The following is a 15,305-nucleotide window of genomic DNA, read 5'->3' on the forward strand; positions in this document are numbered from 1 at the left end:
GAAGTCTATGTAAGCGGGTCTTCGCCCGCTCACAAGCGCTTACTCTGCCGCAGCAGCTTTTGTGACTTTCAGTGAACCGCCCGCTTTTTCAACTGCCTCTACGGCAGCTTTCGAAGCACCGGTGACTTCCAGGTTCACTTTGGCGCTGATTTCGCCTTTGGCCAGAACGCGAACACCGTCCAGTTTGCGACGAACCAGACCGGATGCAACCAGTGCGTCCTCGGTGATCGCAGCTTTGGCGTCCAGCTTGCCGGCGTCGACGAATTTCTGGATCAGGCCCAGGTTGATAACAGCGAATTCCTTGCGGTTCGGCTTGTTGAAGCCACGCTTGGGCAGGCGCTGGTACAATGGCATCTGGCCGCCTTCGTAGCCATTGATGGCCACACCCGAACGGGATTTCTGGCCTTTGATACCACGGCCACCCATTTTACCTTTGCCGGAACCGGGACCACGACCAACGCGGGTGCGTTTCGGTGCGGCGCCAGGATTGTCGCTCAATTCGTGCAGTTTCATATCGCTTCTCCTAAGCCGGATGTGGCCCCCGAAGCGTGATGGGCCAAACACGGCATTTCTTGGTTTTGATTCTCGCAGCCCATACGGCCACCGAGCGCGTATAGACGGATGACATCTGTGATTCAAGAGGGTTGCAAACCTTGCACCTAGGGTCACGTGCCTTTGAATGCCCGACACATATTCCGATTGCCGGATCAGTGTCCACAACGATGCTTTGTACGAATGGCGATCCCGGAAGGACTCGAACCCTCAACCTGCTGATTAGAAGTCAGCTGCTCTATCCAGTTGAGCTACGGGACCGCTGGGCCCTTCTTGATGGTTTTAGCGACCGGGTTCAAGAGCCAAGCGCATGAATGCGCTGTTCGGGTCGTTGGTGTAGCCGAAGATTGGTTCGCAATAGGAATAACCAAGCGCTTCATAGAGTTTGCGCGCGGCATCATATTCGGTCAGGTGCGCCGCGCCAGTCTCAAGCACCAGTGCCGAAACCCCCTCGTCCCGCGCCAGTTCGGCAAGGTGATTCATAATCACCCGGGCCAATCCACGACCGCGCGCCTGCGATATTATGTGAACCGATTTTACCTCGGCCGTTCCATCGGGCAATGTCTTGAGTGCGCCACAGCCGAGCGGCTGGTCGGACTCATACAGCGCCCAGAACCGCATATCCGGCCCCGCCAGCGAGTCGGCATCCATTGTGTGATTGCTTTCTGCAGGCCCCGCCGTCTCACTATGAGCAAAATGCGCCTGCACCACCGGACGCAGATCGTCCGAAGTAGGATCGGCCTCGCGGATATCGATCATGCGATGGGTCTCGCTCAATGTGTCCAGGGACTGCGGCGGTCTGTGGCGAAGTTTTCGCCATAGCCCCGTGCGCGCAAGTTCGGTTTGCGCTTGTGTGGTTCACTGACCTGCACCTCGATGCCATTATCCTTGGCATAGTCCAGTGCTTCTTCCTTGGTGTCGAACTTCAGACGCACCTGAGTCTGTGTGTCGTCGGACGATGTCCAGCCCATCAGCGGATCAACCTCACGCGCTGACGCGGGTGCATATTCCAGAACCCACTTGTGGGTCTTGGCCATGCCCGAAGTCATCGCATTCCTTGCAGGCTGGTAAATCCGTGCGCGCATGTCGCCTCTCCGTACTCACTTGGCTGACGTTGTTTATGCGTCAGAGCGTGCGCTGGGACAAGATAACAATTGTCACAGCAAGCTTTCGTGCCTCGCCCTCTCGCACAAGACCACTGATGTCAGAAACTGTCATCAGCCTACGCTATCTTTTTGATCAATCCAAAACGAGGACACCACGATGATCCATCATGAACGAAGACTGCAGATCGACGCCAACCCCGAAGCAATCTGGATGGTTCTGAGCCGCTTCATGCATATCGACGAATTCGCGCCACAGGTCACATACGTCGAAGCATTGACGAACGGCAAGGATGGCGTCGGATCAAAGCGGCGCTGTCACTTTGAGAACGGAACTTCACTGGTCGAAGAGGTAACAGACTGGCGACCCAATCGGGGCTACGGCGTCCGCTTGTCCGAGATGCCGGCGATGCCCCTGGCTGAGGCACATGCAGCGATTGCCATCGAACCACTCGCAGATAGTCGTTCGCGGGTGATCTGGAGCATGGATTACGAGATGAAGTACGGCCCATTGGGCTGGCTGTTGGGGCAAACGCTATTAAAAGCGATGATAGGTCGGGTGCTGAACAGCAATCTGAAAGCACTGGCTGAAAAACTGCGCACAGACCGGATTCCGGACGCTCAGTTTGCCTTTTACTGAAACTTTAGATTCTGGACCGGATCAGCCCTTGCAGTTGGACAAAATAAGAACAAATGTAGGGGCCTGACCCGGAGCCTGCTTATGCCATACGCCCATTCCGACAAGACGCAACTGACCGCCGAAGACGTCCGCGCACGCCTGAAACTCGAGGGCGGCAAGCAATTCGTCATGCACACCGAGTTCGCCCCGGCTGGTGATCAGCCCACCGCGATCAAAGAACTGGCCGGAGGTGTTCTGGACGGGGAACGCGATCAGGTTCTGCTGGGCGCGACCGGCACGGGCAAGACGTTCACCATGGCCAAGGTGATCGAGGAAACGCAGCGCCCCGCGATCATCCTCGCGCCCAACAAGACATTGGCAGCGCAGCTATATGGAGAGTTCAAAGGCTTCTTCCCTGAGAACTCGGTCGAATACTTCGTCTCGTACTATGACTACTATCAGCCCGAGGCCTATGTGCCGCGGAGCGACACATATATCGAAAAAGAATCGCAGATCAACGAACAGATCGACCGGATGCGCCACTCGGCCACCCGAGCGCTGTTGGAGCGGGACGATGTGATCATCGTCGCCTCGGTCTCCTGCATCTACGGTATCGGGTCCGTTGAGACCTATGGGGCGATGACGCAGGACCTGAAGGTCGGCAATGAATACGATCAGCGTCAGGTAATGGCCGATCTGGTCGCCCAGCAATACCGCCGCAACGATCAGGCGTTTCAGCGCGGCTCGTTCCGCGTGCGGGGCGATTCACTCGAGATCTGGCCTGCTCACCTCGAGGACCGGGCGTGGAAGTTCTCGTTCTTTGGTGAGGAGTTGGAAACCATCACCGAATTCGACCCGCTGACCGGCGAACGCGCCGCGTCGATGGAACAGGTGCGGGTCTATGCGAACTCGCACTACGTAACGCCGAAGCCGACGATGAACCAGGCGATCATCGGCATCAAAAAAGAACTGCGCATACGGCTGGATCAACTCGTCGGCGAAGGCAAGCTGCTGGAAGCCCAACGGCTGGAGCAGCGCACAAATTTCGATCTCGAAATGCTCGAGGCCACCGGCGTCTGCAACGGGATCGAGAACTATTCGCGCTATCTAACGGGCCGCGCTCCGGGCGAGCCTCCCCCAACCCTGTTCGAATTCATCCCCGACAACGCCATCGTCTTTGCCGATGAAAGCCACGTCAGCGTCCCGCAAATCGGCGGCATGTACCGGGGCGATTATCGGCGCAAGTTCACGCTGGCCGAGCACGGGTTCCGCCTGCCGTCCTGCATGGATAACCGCCCGCTGAAGTTCGAGGAATGGGACGCCATGCGCCCGCAATCCGTCTTTGTCTCGGCCACCCCGGCCAAGTGGGAGATCGAACAAACCGGCGGCATCTTCACCGAACAGGTCATCCGCCCCACCGGTCTGCTGGACCCCGAGGTCGAAATCCGACCCGTCTCGATGCAGGTGGACGACCTGCTGGACGAGGTGCGCAAAGTGGCCGCCGATGGCTATCGCACGCTGGTCACCACGCTCACCAAGCGCATGGCCGAAGACCTGACCGAATACCTGCACGAGCAGGGCATCAAAGTGCGCTACATGCATTCGGATATCGACACGCTGGAACGCATCGAAATCCTGCGCGACCTGCGGTTGGGCGCGTTCGATGTGCTGGTTGGGATCAACCTGCTGCGTGAAGGGCTCGACATCCCCGAATGCGGGCTGGTCGCCATTCTGGACGCGGATAAAGAGGGCTTCCTGCGCTCGGAAACATCCCTGATTCAGACCATCGGCCGTGCTGCGCGGAACGCGGATGGCCGGGTGATCATGTATGCCGACAAGATCACCGGTTCGATGGAGCGCGCGTTGAACGAGACCAACCGCCGCCGCTCCAGACAGATCGCCTATAACGAGGAACACGGCATCACCCCCGAAACGGTGAAGAAGAATGTCGAGGACGTTCTGGCCGGTCTCTACGAAGGCGACGTGGATATGAACCGCGTCACCGCCACCATCGACAAACCGATGCACGGCGCCAATCTCGAGGCCCATCTAGACGGGTTGCGCGACCAGATGCGCAAGGCCGCCGAGAACCTGGAATTCGAAGAGGCCGCCAACATCCGGGATGAGATCAAACGTCTGGAAGCGGTCGACCTGGCCATCGCCGACGACCCCATGGCGCGCCAATGGGCGGTCGAGAAGGCCTCGGAAGACGCAGTGAAATCCCGCGGACGGTCAACGGCTGGCAGGCCAGGGCAGCGGGGTGGGAATGTGAAGCGGAGGAAGCGTTAGAACAACACGCAACTGATAGTTGCAATTTGCCTCAAAGCAAGAAATCTATCTTCCTAGACAATTGGTTTAGGAAAGTTCTTTGATTGCATTTCTTATTGTAGTTGGATTGCTCGGCTCAATCTCCATCCTAGCAATGGCTTGGGTTTGGGTGACTGTTCTTGCGGGATGGCGTGAAACTTCACCCGGCAGAGCTCTTACAATGCTTTGGTTCCTACTACTTCTGATTGGCATCTTGGGACTTGGAATAGACTCAGACTACGGGATGGCCCGGCTGCTGGTGCTAGCCTTGTGGCCAGTTTCAATTCTATTTTTGCTGAAAGCCGCCTTTGCCGCGAAACTCTTTATTTTCATTTTTATGGCGTTGATCTTGGTTGCTTTGACTAGCGTAGTCGCTGCAATTATGCCGGGCAAAGCAAAAGTTCCGACCGTAATTGTCGGTGCAATGCTTACGGTGTTGGGCCCGGTCGCTCTGCAGAACGCACAGGTGCAATGGCAAATGACAAGATATGCAGAAGCATCCGAGTTACGTATCATCGAACGTTCGTCGTTGTTCGAATCTATCCGGGCTCGCTCCGATGGCTACCAAGACCCCCATGGTATAGCGTGTGACAACGAGAGTTGGCCTTATCTTTGGAGCTATCGGCATAGAGACTGGATCGCTCTACCGCCCAACACCCGTTACGGCGGTGATACCAAAGAACGTGTTATGAGCGTTTGTGTCCACAGATAACACGCGCTCTACACTTCAAACTTGCACCCCGCCCCACCCTCCTCCACGTTTGAAATCACAAATTGTGATTCCAAACGGCTGCCATGACGATACCGAACACCCTGCCCAGCACCCATGAAGTCAAAAGCGCCATTCACCGGGTGCGCGGCACCCGCGTGGTGCTGGCCGAGGATCTGGCGCAGTTCTACGGAAAGTCCGTCAGCGCCTTCAATCAGGCCGTGTCGCGCAACAAAGACCTGTTCGAGGGTTACCGCTTTCAACTCACCGATGCCGAGGTCGCTAATTTGCAATCACAGAATGTGATCTCAAAACCCAAAGGCCGCGGCGGGCGGCGGGTCAATCCGTGGGTCTATACGGATTACGGCGTGGCCATCGCCTCGGCCCTGTTCAAAGACCCGCGCGCGATCAAGATCACCCGTATGATTACTGAGGCCTTTGTTGACGGCGCAAACGCATTGGCCGAAACCCCGCGCAGCGTGCCGGAAATCCTGCCACCTGAGGACGCCCCAGCCCCGCTGCTGCCCAATGGCGATCAACTCCGCGATCTGGCCGAAAACATCCTCGATTCCGGGCAGCAGAGCCTTGTCGACTACATCGCCAACCCGACCACCAAGCGGCAACAGGCGGTGGCAGTAATCATGAAAACCCTCGCCGAAACCGCAGGCGAAGAGGTGCGCACCCAACAGGAACGCCTGCGCCTGCGCATCGCCGAACGTCTGGCCACCGGTGACTACACCGATGACGATGACCGCAAGCGGTTGATCGAATTGCTGCACGCGATGAAGGGATAACTTATTTAAAGTGAACGCTTTTCTTTCGGATAGTTCCCCTTAGGAACAGATCCTGTTGAGCAACCTGCGGAAACTGCTCTTCCCAATCTCGAAAGCGGTCATTCGTGACAATCCGTGCATTGAGCTTTGCCGCATCTGCGATCAACAGCGGATCAGCCGGAGTTCCTTTTGGAGCCACCCAAATTTGCCGTGCAGGAAAGCGCAGGGCCCTCGAGAGCTTAGCCGGATTCATATAGTGACCCACAACCAAATAACCAATGTTCGCATCAAACCACACAATAGGTTCAAATCCTTCCGAAACCAGTTTTTCTATAACCAACCGGACCGATTGCAACGCGGGCTCATCATTTTCCCAATAAAGAACATTCGACCCATCAACGACCACCCAGTTTGCTGGCTTACGAAGCTTGAGTCTGAGAAGCTGAATAATGGCAAAAACAACACCAAGGGCCGCGACCAGCAGTGGTAGAGTGATGACCGGGCCAAACACCCATATGGACCACAGCACTATGCCTACTGAAACGCAAAGAAAGTAAATCAATCCAAACATGCTTAGGTTGATAATCAAACGCGCGGCCACTGCAATATCAAGATGCTGTCACCCGTAGAACTGACAAGCGGCTTAACGTCTCATCCCGCCAAAGTGGTGCAACTTCAGGGGGGGGTCAAACCCCCAATTCTGCCCGCATTTTCTTGGTCAGCTTGGCCACAACCAGATCATAAGAAATCACGATATGCTCGCGAAGGGATGCGTCACTCATCCCACGTTCCTCATAGACCTGCAGCCACTTCATCCCGCGTGAGGCGAGATAAGGCGCTGGGCGGATGCCGGGTTCGTCGCTGAGAACTTCGAAGGCCAGATCAGTGGCCTTGAAGGTGAACGCATCTGCACCATCGTTCCAGCCACAGATCGCAAACACCTTTCCGCCCACTTTCCATACATCCGCATTGCCCCACTGCACCACATGGCTGGTAGCTTTGAGACTGGCGCAAAAAGTGTTGAATTCATCGCGGGTCATGACGTCATTCATGGCGACCATGTGGGGTGAAGACAAGCCTGTCCGGCAGATTGCCCGCGCCATTTCGCAATGTTCGGATCAGACGGCAGACCTTCATCGCTGCGTGGGATAACCTGCGTTGCTGTGGAAGATCTGGCGCTCAGGGAACACTATTTGCCAGATCAGGATCATCTGGGTTCCTTGCCGTGGCTGGCGATGGCTGGCTGCAGCTGGGTACCTGTAATCCTGTTACGTCCTACAGATAGTCATGTTGATTATGATGTCAACAAAAAATCCAACAAAATCATATAGTTGACAGTTTTTGTCGGTTATAGATTACCTTCGTCGTTCAGGGTTTCACAAATTTTGCATTCCCTACCCTGCGCTGTGCTGGGGCCTCTGCCTGTGCGGGTGCAGAAGACGGCACCGGAGCAGTGATGACCGCTGTCGGATTTTCCACGACAAACGTTCCGCATGCGACCCCATCTCCATCAGGATCGTTGCGCTTGTGATACCCGGGCTGCCCTTCGCGCACGGCCCCCATGCCCAAGGCATGCGCTGCATCACATCCCGCCAGTGCGACCAGATGAATGACCGCCTCCGCATGTTCGTAGTCGGTCGTTCGCAGATAAACCCCAAGGGCGATCGTCGCGGTGGTAATTGGCAACGCCAGTACCATCATAAATATGCGGAGTGGCGAGAGAGCCTTACGGCGCACGGCCTCAGCCCGCCGCTGCCTTCTGGATGGCCTCGGTTTGCTTTCTTCGTATGGAGGTTTCTCAGACGTCATAATTTGAATGCTACCGAAACTATGTGGCAAAGCCGAGGCGGTCAGGGGAGTTACACAATTTGCCTATGAAGGCGCATTGCGCTGCGACGGATCCCGCGCAAAGGCCTCAGGATGGGACAAAGCCTCGCGTTGATGCACAGCGGCACCAGCCCACCAGGACAGCTGTTCAAATGCCCGCCCCATATAGCCGCGCCACCGATCAGCTTCGACATCATGAGCAAACGCTCCATCCACCTCAAACACCTCATGAGCTTTGGGGACGTGGATCATCGCAGAAACTGGCAAGCAACCCAGCTCACTCAGATACGTACGCATATTGACAGCGGCCCGTGCCCCACCCCACTGGCCCGCAGAATAGGTCGCGATGACGCTGGGTTTGTATGAGAACAGGGAACTTCCGAAGTGGTTCAGCAGATCCGCCAGAGCAGGCGACATCGAGTGGTTGTACTCAGGGCTGACCATGACATAACCATCTGCCCGTTCAATCTTCTCAGCCAGCACATTCAATGCATCGGGCGCACGGCCTTGAGCATATGCGAAATGCGGCTTGAACGGGTGCGAGGGCTGCAACTCCAGCGGGTCGATCAGTTCGACATCAGCGCTCATTTCGGACAGCTGTTTATGGCAGGCACGGGCCACACGTTCACCCAAGCGGGCCGGGCGCGGAGGTGTGCTTTGCCGGACCGAGCCCAGAAAGACAAGAAAATTCAACGGTACTTTTGCCTCCTTTGATGGTCACTTCCGCTCTCGTACTTTCGCAGAATAAGTGCTTATGTCACCCGACATTATCCGGTGAAGAAGATATGACACGATCCGATCCATTCCAACCGTTTGACGACACCGCCCGTGCTCTCGCGCATGAATTGCTGGCTGGCGCGGAATATGCGGCCCTTGCGGTGCTGCAACCCGGAACATCCCTGCCCTCGGTCACCCGGATCGCCCTGGCGACCGACACCGATAACCAGCCCATCACTCTAATCTCGACCCTTGCCGAACACACACGCGCCCTGCAGGCGAACCCAGCTTGTGCGTTGTTGATTGGCGAACCCGGAGAGAAAGGTGACCCGCTGACCCACCCGCGCCTGACACTGCATTGCACCGCTAATCTGATCGCCCGCGACAGTGCCGAACACACCACCCTGCGCACGCGATATCTTTCGCTACGCCCCAAGGCCAAGCTTTATATTGATTTTATCGACTTCGGATTTGTCCGGTTCAATACGACCGATGGGCTGCTGAATGGCGGCTTTGGCAAAGCCTGGCGCCTTTCAGCAGCTGATCTCTGACTCTATCGGACAACATGCACCGCACATCCTGCGTGTCGCACGACATGAGTGGCAGTTGATCCCAGCAACAAGTCCTGCATCCCGGGGCGATGCGAAGCCATGATAATCAGATCAGGCTTATTGGTTTCCGCCCAATCCAGAATCGTCCGACCCGAATGCCCTTCGATCACCACACCGGTGGCGTTTGGCAGTTTTTCCGCAAGCATATCGAGCTCGGTCTGAATCGCCTTGCGCGCCTCGGTCAGATATTCCACAGGCATGTAAGAAATAGCATAGTCCGGAATATGCTCGACCACATGCAGCAACGTGACCTGAGCATCCGGAGTGGCAAGTATCTGCGCCAGCTTCAGCGGCCCCGAAGTGTCACGTTCGGCATCAAAGGAAATCGGAACAAGAATATTGTGATACATGGCGCATGCCTCCGTAATTTGCACACCCAGATTGAACCGGATCGTCCTATTCAGCTTTGATTCAGGTCAGGATCAGCCAAAGGTTTCTGCCACGTCATACATGACCGGCTCAAAACTCTTGCACAGCTCATTGATTTTTCGATTACGATCCCGCATCTCTGGGGTGCGCAACATAGCCAGAAAATCCTCACGGCGCTGCCATTGCGAATAGTTGGCGATCCGGGTCTGGGCATCATTCACATGCAGACCCGCTGATACGAACCCAGGCTGTTTCGAAATGAAATCCGCATACGCATCGGTCAGTGCTTCCAACAGATCCTGACAGGTTCCCGGGGTCATCTCGAATGTGGTGATAACGGTTTGAACGCTCGCGGTTTTCGAAATTTCTGGCATCTGGAATCTCCTTTGGCTGATCCAAGCCTAGCACAGCTTTCTGAAACGTCTCCTGTTTCCTGTATGCACTGAACGGACGCAGGCTGATTTTTTCGAAAAAGCAAAATTGGATAACCCTCCGTTAACCAAGCTTAAGGATGCTGCCCGCATGGGTCGCATCATCACCATCCTTCTATACGTGTTCGTATCTGCAGGGCCTGTCTGGGCCGGGGCCTGGCTAAGGGAAAAGGGGCATGGCTTCACCGCTGTGGCTGTCTCCGGCTTCTCGGAAAATGACGGAACCCGCAAGTACAAGTCATCCCTTTATGCGGAGTGGGGTCTACGCCCCAAACTGACCATCGGCCTCGATGCCGAGGAACATCAGGACCAATATGGCCACGCTGTGGTTTTTGCCCGTTTCCCGCTTGCAGATCTGGGGGATCCCGGCCGCTTCGCAGCCGAACTTGGTCTGGGCGCGCATCATCGGGGACTTCAGTCCTGGGCGATGTATAAGGCCACACTGTCTTATGGCAAAGGGCTGCAGACCGGCTTGGGCAACGGCTGGCTCGCCGTCGATACAGCCCTTGAATACCGGACGCATGCAGATTTGATCAGAAAGCTCGATGTGACGGTCGGACTTTCAACGGATCGCCTCCTGGATCCACTGCTACAGATCGAAACATATTATGCGCCCGGATATCCGTTTTACTGGAGCGCGCGCCCATCATTGATGATCCGCCCAAGAAAGGGAAAATTCACCTGGATTGTTGGGGTGGAAAAAACCTCTGCACAGGATGCCATCGGGGCCCGACTTGCACTCTGGCGCGACTTCTGAAGACGGACCGGCCACCCGGTTAGGGGTGGCCGGCGCGATGTCTAGTGTTCAACACTCATCGTGACAGATGCCTCACCGCGCAAGGCTTCGGGCCAGCGCAGGGTAACCGACCGGTTATTGATACCCTGCTGCAGGTCAACATACGGTGCCACATGGCTTACCCCGTTGAACACGTTTCTGAGCGGCCCGAGCGCAACCACACTTTCACAACTGCGCGCCTTGCCTCCAAAAGGCAGCCGATCCAGTGAATCCACTGTCCATGCATGGGAATGAGAGTGTTGGGTATGACGCATCCGCAACGGATTGGCAGTCTTGAAACTTATACCGTGGAAGGTGTTATCTTCGAACTTGACGTTCGAATAGCGATCGCGATCGAGATTGGCAAAAGTGGTGTCCACCCGCTCGACCCGGTCGATTGATCCGCTGCTCGTTCGGAACAGATTTCCGGTCACGTTCATGCCGTAGATGGTGTGGCCTGCGCCATAGGGGCGAATAACGATAAAGCTGAACCAGTTCGCCGGTTTACTTGCGTAAAAGATGTTGTCGGTAATGCTCATGGCACTGAACGAATAGCCAGCTGTATAGCTTGGCGTGGTATCGCGCTCATTTGTCCACTGAATGAAGCAGTTATCGACATAGTTTTCAGAGATTTTCGAACTGTTATAGGCACCAATCATCACCAATCCCGGATGGCGCACGCCATTCGGAATGCTGTCCCCCTGGTGGAAATGGTTGCCCAGAACCAGATTGTTGTCCCCGCCCAGAACGGCAAAATGCTTGAACCGGTTCGCAAGATTATGGCGCAACTTGATGTCATTCGCATTCGCGTTCACAGCAATGGATGTGCGCTGCGGTACGTTAAAGGACTCCTCGCTCGACAAGAACTGGCAATTGTCGATCAGCATACCCTGACATCCTGTCGCGATCGAGGTAATCCCCCGATCTTTGGGGCGGCTCACAAAGCAATTCGCCAACGAAAAGGTACTGCCTGACGGCGCAAGGCGGATGGCGCTGCAGCGGCCGTTACACTGGAACTCGATCTGCTCCATGCCAAGTTTTCGCAATTTGGCGAAACCACTGAAATCTAGCAAATACTTGAAGGCGGTGAAGCCGAAATTCTGCGTACCGCTACCACTGTAGAGCCTTGCGCTCAGCGTGAGTTCTCCGGCACCCACATTCTTTGCGCTCACATAGACCTCGCGCCCGACGCCGCTGCCGGTAACCAGCGACCCAACGGGGATGTTGGCAACATTTGCGACGTTGGTCAGGTTGTGAGGCCGGGACGGATCGTATGTTGCGACCGATGTGAAAACCTCGGTATCCCAAGCCGAACTACTTCTGACGTCGAACTGCCCGTTGCGGATGATACGACGAGTTGAGAACCCTCCCTGCCGGTTGGGCACAGCCGCGGCCATGTCGATCGGTTCGGTAACCGATATCTTGCGACCACCCAGATCAAGCGACTCATGATCGGTATTGTTCAGCAAGGCCTGAAACGCCTTCTTGAACGCCAACGTCTCATCCCCGAATGCTGAGATATAGGTGGGCAGGTCAAAGTTCTTGGTCAGCAGCAACATCTTGTCATCGGGCATGGTGACCGTGCCCTCAAACTCGATCTCCGACGACATGCTGGTGTTCTGCGCCAACAGGTACGTCCCCTTGGGAACCAGAATACGACCCCCGCCCGCAGCCTGATCCGCTGCCTCGAACGCTGCCGAGTCATCGGCCACTCCGTCACCAATCGCCCCGTAATCGCGGACATCGACAAACCCGATCATGTCGCGCAGGAATACGTTGGTTACATCAGTGATCTCGATGTCATCAATCCGTACCAAAGCCCCGTTTGTGCCGTCGATATCCACGCCAAAATGGCCGTACAGGGCGGAAACACCCCAAGGCATATCCACGCCCGGGCGTTTGCCGGTGCCAACGATGGCAGTGATCTCGTGCACGGTACCATAGCCCGACAGTTGCGTCGCAGGTCCCTGTTCGACCAGACCTGTTACGTGCGTATCTCCCCCACCACCGGCCCAACCGGCGATACGCACCTGAGGCAATGGGCCTGATATCGCCTTGACCCGGGCCTTTATCTGCAAATAGCAACCCGGCAACAAAGTCGTCTGCCCCATGTGGCGCACCTTCTGCGTTGCGCTGGTCTTCAGAACTTCCAGGCATCCGGCAAAATCCGCATCGGCGGGAACGAAAGCCCCTGTTCCCGATCCTGCATATGTCGGTGAACCGGGCGTGCCGTCACCGCTCGACCAGACATCCAGTCCATTGGAGAATGCAGGTGGTGTGAAGACTATACCGTCGGTGATTGCCTTGTTCATTGAAATCCCTTTCCCAATCATGCCGCAGCCTGTCGCGCGGCACACGTCTAACCCTCAGTTCGGGACCGGCCCCAAACGCGAAAGCCTGAGTATCGGAAAGGAATTAACCGGTGCTCATATCACCGTGACGATGGTGTTGCCTCAGGCAGCGGGATCCGAATTGCCAAGCAACTGAACACCGTTGATCTTCCAGCCACTTTCCTGCTGCACCATCTGATAATCAAGAATGTGTACGCGCCCGTCACTATCCGTGATCATGACCTTTTGCCACAGCGCTCCTGCAACCTCGCGCAGTTCCAGAAACCGTACATCTGCGGGACGCCAGACCATGGGATATCCACGCCGAACCATGACCCCGAAATTCTCGGGCGTACCAAACAGGCGCTGGATATTGGGGCTGGCAAAGGTGAAGGCGGTGCTAAAATCATCCGCCTTGAATGCCTGTATCTGTGCCGTGATGTTCGCTTCGATCTCGGCATTCTGTGCAATTGCACCCGACGCCAGACCGGCACTCAGGGATACAGCAAGCAATAAACGACGCATGGGGACACCTCCTGACGAAAGGGTAGCCCCATGCGGTATCAGGTCAAATCAGGCCAGTTCTCCGGCCAGTGCCTTGTCGATCAGGGCAATCGTCTCGGGCACACCGTACAGAGCGATAAACCCGCCAAATCGCGGCCCCTGCGACGCGCCCAGCAGCACTTCGTAAAGCGCCGTAAACCATCCGCGCATCGGATCGAACCGCTCGCGACCAATGGAATAGACCACCGATTGCAGCGCCTCGTCCTCGATTGGTCCGTCATAAGCCTCAAGCTCAGCTTTCAGCGCTTCCAATGCCTCACGCTCTTGCTCCGTCGGCGTGCGATGCTTGCGGGTCGGCTTGACGAAGTCGTTGAAGTAACGCACCGCAAAACCTGCCGCCTGATCGAGGTCGGGATGGCTTTCGGCGGTGGCTTCGGGCGCATAACGACGGATGAAGCCCCACAACGCCTCTTTGTCCTCGGCCCCGGAAACAGAGGCAAGGTTCAGCAACATCGCAAAAGGCACAAGCAACGTCGAAGCCGGAACATCGCCGCCATGAATGTGCCAGACCGGGTTGTTCAACTGCGCTTTCAGATCCTGACCCGGATAGGCCCGCAACTGCTGGTGGTATTCATCATAGGCTTTCGGAATAACGTCGAAATGCATCCGCTTGGCCGTTTTGGGCTTCTGGTACATGAAGTAGGCCAGCGACTCGGTCGGCGCATAGGTCAGCCATTCGTCAATCGACACGCCATTGCCGGACGATTTGGAAATCTTCTGACCGTTTTCGTCCAGGAACAGCTCATAAGAAAAATGTTCCGGCGCACGCCCGCCCAGCGCACGACAGATCGCGTCATAGATCTTTTCGTTGGTAGCGTGTTCCTTGCCGTACATCTCGAAATCAACGCCAAGCGCAGCCCAGCGCGCGCCAAAATCAGGCTTCCACTGCAGCTTTACGTTGCCGCCGGTGACAGGCAGCGTCCATTCCTTGCCGTCTTCATCATCGAAAGTAACCGTGTAAGTTTCGGCGCAGACCTTCTTCATTGGGACATACAGAACCCGGCCGGTCTCGGGATGGATCGGCAGGAAGATCGAATAGGTCTGCTGGCGCTCTTCACGCAGGCTTTTCAGCATGATCGCCATGATGTCATCATAACGTTCAACCGCACGCTTCAGGATCTCGTCGAACTGACCCGACCGATAAAAGTCACGGGCCGAATAGAATTCGTACTCGAACCCGAAGGTATCAAGAAACCGCCGCAACATCGCATTGTTATGCTCGCCAAAGCTGGGATACTCGCCAAACGGATCGGGAACCGAGGTCAGCGGGCATTGCAGATATTCCTGCAGTTTTTCGGGGTTCGGCACGTTGCTGGGCACCTTGCGCATGCCGTCAAGATCGTCAGAGAAACAGATCAGCTTGGTCGGTATATCCGACAATGCCTCAAAGGCGCGCTTGACCATTGTGGTCCGCGCCACCTCACCGAAGGTGCCGATATGCGGCAGACCCGAGGGGCCATATCCGGTCTCGAACAATACGTATCCCTTTTCCGGAGCACCCTTCTGATAGCGTTTGAGCAACCGGCGCGCTTCTTCAAAAGGCCAGGCCTTGGACGCAAGAGCGGTTTCACGCAATTCAGACATTTGATTTGATCTCCATCGGGGGAACAGCGCCGGT

The 15,305-nt window shown here is 56.1% G+C and carries 18 protein-coding genes and 1 tRNA gene; 6 read left to right on the forward strand and 13 right to left on the reverse strand.

What is annotated here, in order from left to right; all coding sequences use genetic code 11:
• Window positions 1-39 precede the first annotated feature (39 nt).
• The 4 genes from rplO to ACR0IO_RS09920 form a co-directional block, all read right to left on the reverse strand.
• Window positions 40-513: a 50S ribosomal protein L15 gene (gene rplO / locus ACR0IO_RS09905; protein ID WP_155150034.1), complete on the reverse strand. Its 474-nt coding sequence runs from the start codon at window positions 511-513 to the stop codon at window positions 40-42.
• Window positions 514-736: 223 nt separating this feature from the next.
• Window positions 737-813: transfer RNA gene (locus tag ACR0IO_RS09910), tRNA-Arg, on the reverse strand.
• A gap of 21 nt (window positions 814-834) precedes the next feature.
• A complete protein-coding gene (locus ACR0IO_RS09915) occupies window positions 835-1,311 on the reverse strand; it encodes a GNAT family N-acetyltransferase (RefSeq protein WP_480741277.1) in 477 nt (158 codons plus the stop codon).
• Window positions 1,312-1,325: 14 nt separating this feature from the next.
• Window positions 1,326-1,637 (reverse strand): ETC complex I subunit, encoded by a 312-nt coding sequence (locus ACR0IO_RS09920; RefSeq protein WP_155150030.1) that lies wholly within the window; start codon window positions 1,635-1,637, stop codon window positions 1,326-1,328.
• Between the two features lie 178 nt (window positions 1,638-1,815).
• Here ACR0IO_RS09920 and ACR0IO_RS09925 point away from each other — a divergent pair, with 178 nt between their 5' ends.
• The 4 genes from ACR0IO_RS09925 (at window position 1,816) to ACR0IO_RS09940 (ending at window position 6,084) form a co-directional block, all read left to right on the forward strand.
• Window positions 1,816-2,295 (forward strand): SRPBCC family protein, encoded by a 480-nt coding sequence (locus ACR0IO_RS09925; RefSeq protein WP_480741282.1) that lies wholly within the window; start codon window positions 1,816-1,818, stop codon window positions 2,293-2,295.
• A gap of 81 nt (window positions 2,296-2,376) precedes the next feature.
• Window positions 2,377-4,563: an excinuclease ABC subunit UvrB gene (gene uvrB, locus ACR0IO_RS09930; RefSeq protein ID WP_480741285.1), complete on the forward strand. Its 2,187-nt coding sequence runs from the start codon at window positions 2,377-2,379 to the stop codon at window positions 4,561-4,563.
• A 79-nt stretch (window positions 4,564-4,642) separates the two neighbouring features.
• On the forward strand, window positions 4,643-5,293 hold the full coding sequence (locus ACR0IO_RS09935) for a hypothetical protein (RefSeq protein WP_480741288.1): 651 nt from the start codon (window positions 4,643-4,645) through the stop codon (window positions 5,291-5,293).
• 83 nt (window positions 5,294-5,376) lie between these two features.
• Window positions 5,377-6,084, forward strand: coding sequence for an ORF6N domain-containing protein (locus tag ACR0IO_RS09940; protein ID WP_480741291.1), 708 nt, complete (start codon window positions 5,377-5,379; stop codon window positions 6,082-6,084).
• Window position 6,085: 1 nt separating this feature from the next.
• Here ACR0IO_RS09940 and ACR0IO_RS09945 read toward each other — a convergent pair whose 3' ends face one another.
• From ACR0IO_RS09945 to ACR0IO_RS09960, 4 genes are all read right to left on the reverse strand, one after another.
• Window positions 6,086-6,634, reverse strand: coding sequence for an NYN domain-containing protein (locus ACR0IO_RS09945; protein ID WP_480741293.1), 549 nt, complete (start codon window positions 6,632-6,634; stop codon window positions 6,086-6,088).
• A 115-nt stretch (window positions 6,635-6,749) separates the two neighbouring features.
• Window positions 6,750-7,103 (reverse strand): MmcQ/YjbR family DNA-binding protein, encoded by a 354-nt coding sequence (locus tag ACR0IO_RS09950; RefSeq protein WP_480741654.1) that lies wholly within the window; start codon window positions 7,101-7,103, stop codon window positions 6,750-6,752.
• A gap of 328 nt (window positions 7,104-7,431) precedes the next feature.
• Complete coding sequence (locus tag ACR0IO_RS09955; protein WP_480741295.1) at window positions 7,432-7,872, reverse strand: excalibur calcium-binding domain-containing protein; 441 nt, start codon at window positions 7,870-7,872, stop codon at window positions 7,432-7,434.
• A gap of 63 nt (window positions 7,873-7,935) precedes the next feature.
• Complete coding sequence (locus ACR0IO_RS09960) at window positions 7,936-8,583, reverse strand: NADPH-dependent FMN reductase (protein WP_480741296.1); 648 nt, start codon at window positions 8,581-8,583, stop codon at window positions 7,936-7,938.
• 92 nt (window positions 8,584-8,675) lie between these two features.
• Between ACR0IO_RS09960 and ACR0IO_RS09965 the strand changes: the two genes are divergently transcribed.
• Complete coding sequence (locus ACR0IO_RS09965) at window positions 8,676-9,158, forward strand: HugZ family pyridoxamine 5'-phosphate oxidase (protein ID WP_480741298.1); 483 nt, start codon at window positions 8,676-8,678, stop codon at window positions 9,156-9,158.
• A gap of 2 nt (window positions 9,159-9,160) precedes the next feature.
• Here ACR0IO_RS09965 and ACR0IO_RS09970 read toward each other — a convergent pair whose 3' ends face one another.
• Entirely contained in the window at window positions 9,161-9,568 is a 408-nt protein-coding gene (locus tag ACR0IO_RS09970) for a universal stress protein (protein WP_155150017.1), read from the reverse strand.
• A gap of 72 nt (window positions 9,569-9,640) precedes the next feature.
• Window positions 9,641-9,961 (reverse strand): antibiotic biosynthesis monooxygenase family protein, encoded by a 321-nt coding sequence (locus ACR0IO_RS09975; RefSeq protein WP_155150015.1) that lies wholly within the window; start codon window positions 9,959-9,961, stop codon window positions 9,641-9,643.
• 148 nt (window positions 9,962-10,109) lie between these two features.
• Between ACR0IO_RS09975 and ACR0IO_RS09980 the strand changes: the two genes are divergently transcribed.
• Window positions 10,110-10,775 carry a hypothetical protein gene (locus ACR0IO_RS09980; protein ID WP_480741303.1) on the forward strand — a complete coding sequence of 222 codons (666 nt, stop codon included), beginning with the start codon at window positions 10,110-10,112 and terminating at the stop codon, window positions 10,773-10,775.
• Between the two features lie 41 nt (window positions 10,776-10,816).
• On the opposite strand, the gene ACR0IO_RS09985 is transcribed toward ACR0IO_RS09980, so the two are convergent.
• The 3 genes from ACR0IO_RS09985 to ACR0IO_RS09995 all read right to left on the reverse strand — a co-directional run bounded on the left by ACR0IO_RS09985 (window position 10,817) and on the right by ACR0IO_RS09995 (window position 15,271).
• Window positions 10,817-13,105, reverse strand: coding sequence for a glycosyl hydrolase family 28-related protein (locus ACR0IO_RS09985; protein ID WP_480741305.1), 2,289 nt, complete (start codon window positions 13,103-13,105; stop codon window positions 10,817-10,819).
• A 141-nt stretch (window positions 13,106-13,246) separates the two neighbouring features.
• Entirely contained in the window at window positions 13,247-13,648 is a 402-nt protein-coding gene (locus ACR0IO_RS09990; protein ID WP_480741307.1) for a DUF4864 domain-containing protein, read from the reverse strand.
• Window positions 13,649-13,696: 48 nt separating this feature from the next.
• Window positions 13,697-15,271, reverse strand: a complete 1,575-nt coding sequence (locus tag ACR0IO_RS09995; RefSeq protein ID WP_480741309.1) for a lysine--tRNA ligase — start codon at window positions 15,269-15,271, stop codon at window positions 13,697-13,699.
• Window positions 15,272-15,305: the final 34 nt, after the last annotated feature.

The organism is Ruegeria sp. CE12 (genome assembly GCF_056537525.1).

Coding starts and splice junctions, on each gene's coding strand:
- rplO (WP_155150034.1), bottom strand. CDS start 513: ATGAAACTGCACGAATTGAGCGACAATCCTGGCGCCGCACCGAAACGC.
- ACR0IO_RS09915 (WP_480741277.1), bottom strand. CDS start 1,311: ATGATCGATATCCGCGAGGCCGATCCTACTTCGGACGATCTGCGTCCG.
- ACR0IO_RS09920 (WP_155150030.1), bottom strand. CDS start 1,637: ATGCGCGCACGGATTTACCAGCCTGCAAGGAATGCGATGACTTCGGGC.
- ACR0IO_RS09925 (WP_480741282.1), top strand. CDS start 1,816: ATGATCCATCATGAACGAAGACTGCAGATCGACGCCAACCCCGAAGCA.
- uvrB (WP_480741285.1), top strand. CDS start 2,377: ATGCCATACGCCCATTCCGACAAGACGCAACTGACCGCCGAAGACGTC.
- ACR0IO_RS09940 (WP_480741291.1), top strand. CDS start 5,377: ATGACGATACCGAACACCCTGCCCAGCACCCATGAAGTCAAAAGCGCC.
- ACR0IO_RS09945 (WP_480741293.1), bottom strand. CDS start 6,634: ATGTTTGGATTGATTTACTTTCTTTGCGTTTCAGTAGGCATAGTGCTG.
- ACR0IO_RS09950 (WP_480741654.1), bottom strand. CDS start 7,103: ATGACCCGCGATGAATTCAACACTTTTTGCGCCAGTCTCAAAGCTACC.
- ACR0IO_RS09955 (WP_480741295.1), bottom strand. CDS start 7,872: ATGACGTCTGAGAAACCTCCATACGAAGAAAGCAAACCGAGGCCATCC.
- ACR0IO_RS09965 (WP_480741298.1), top strand. CDS start 8,676: ATGACACGATCCGATCCATTCCAACCGTTTGACGACACCGCCCGTGCT.
- ACR0IO_RS09970 (WP_155150017.1), bottom strand. CDS start 9,568: ATGTATCACAATATTCTTGTTCCGATTTCCTTTGATGCCGAACGTGAC.
- ACR0IO_RS09975 (WP_155150015.1), bottom strand. CDS start 9,961: ATGCCAGAAATTTCGAAAACCGCGAGCGTTCAAACCGTTATCACCACA.
- ACR0IO_RS09980 (WP_480741303.1), top strand. CDS start 10,110: ATGGGTCGCATCATCACCATCCTTCTATACGTGTTCGTATCTGCAGGG.
- ACR0IO_RS09985 (WP_480741305.1), bottom strand. CDS start 13,105: ATGAACAAGGCAATCACCGACGGTATAGTCTTCACACCACCTGCATTC.
- ACR0IO_RS09990 (WP_480741307.1), bottom strand. CDS start 13,648: ATGCGTCGTTTATTGCTTGCTGTATCCCTGAGTGCCGGTCTGGCGTCG.
- ACR0IO_RS09995 (WP_480741309.1), bottom strand. CDS start 15,271: ATGTCTGAATTGCGTGAAACCGCTCTTGCGTCCAAGGCCTGGCCTTTT.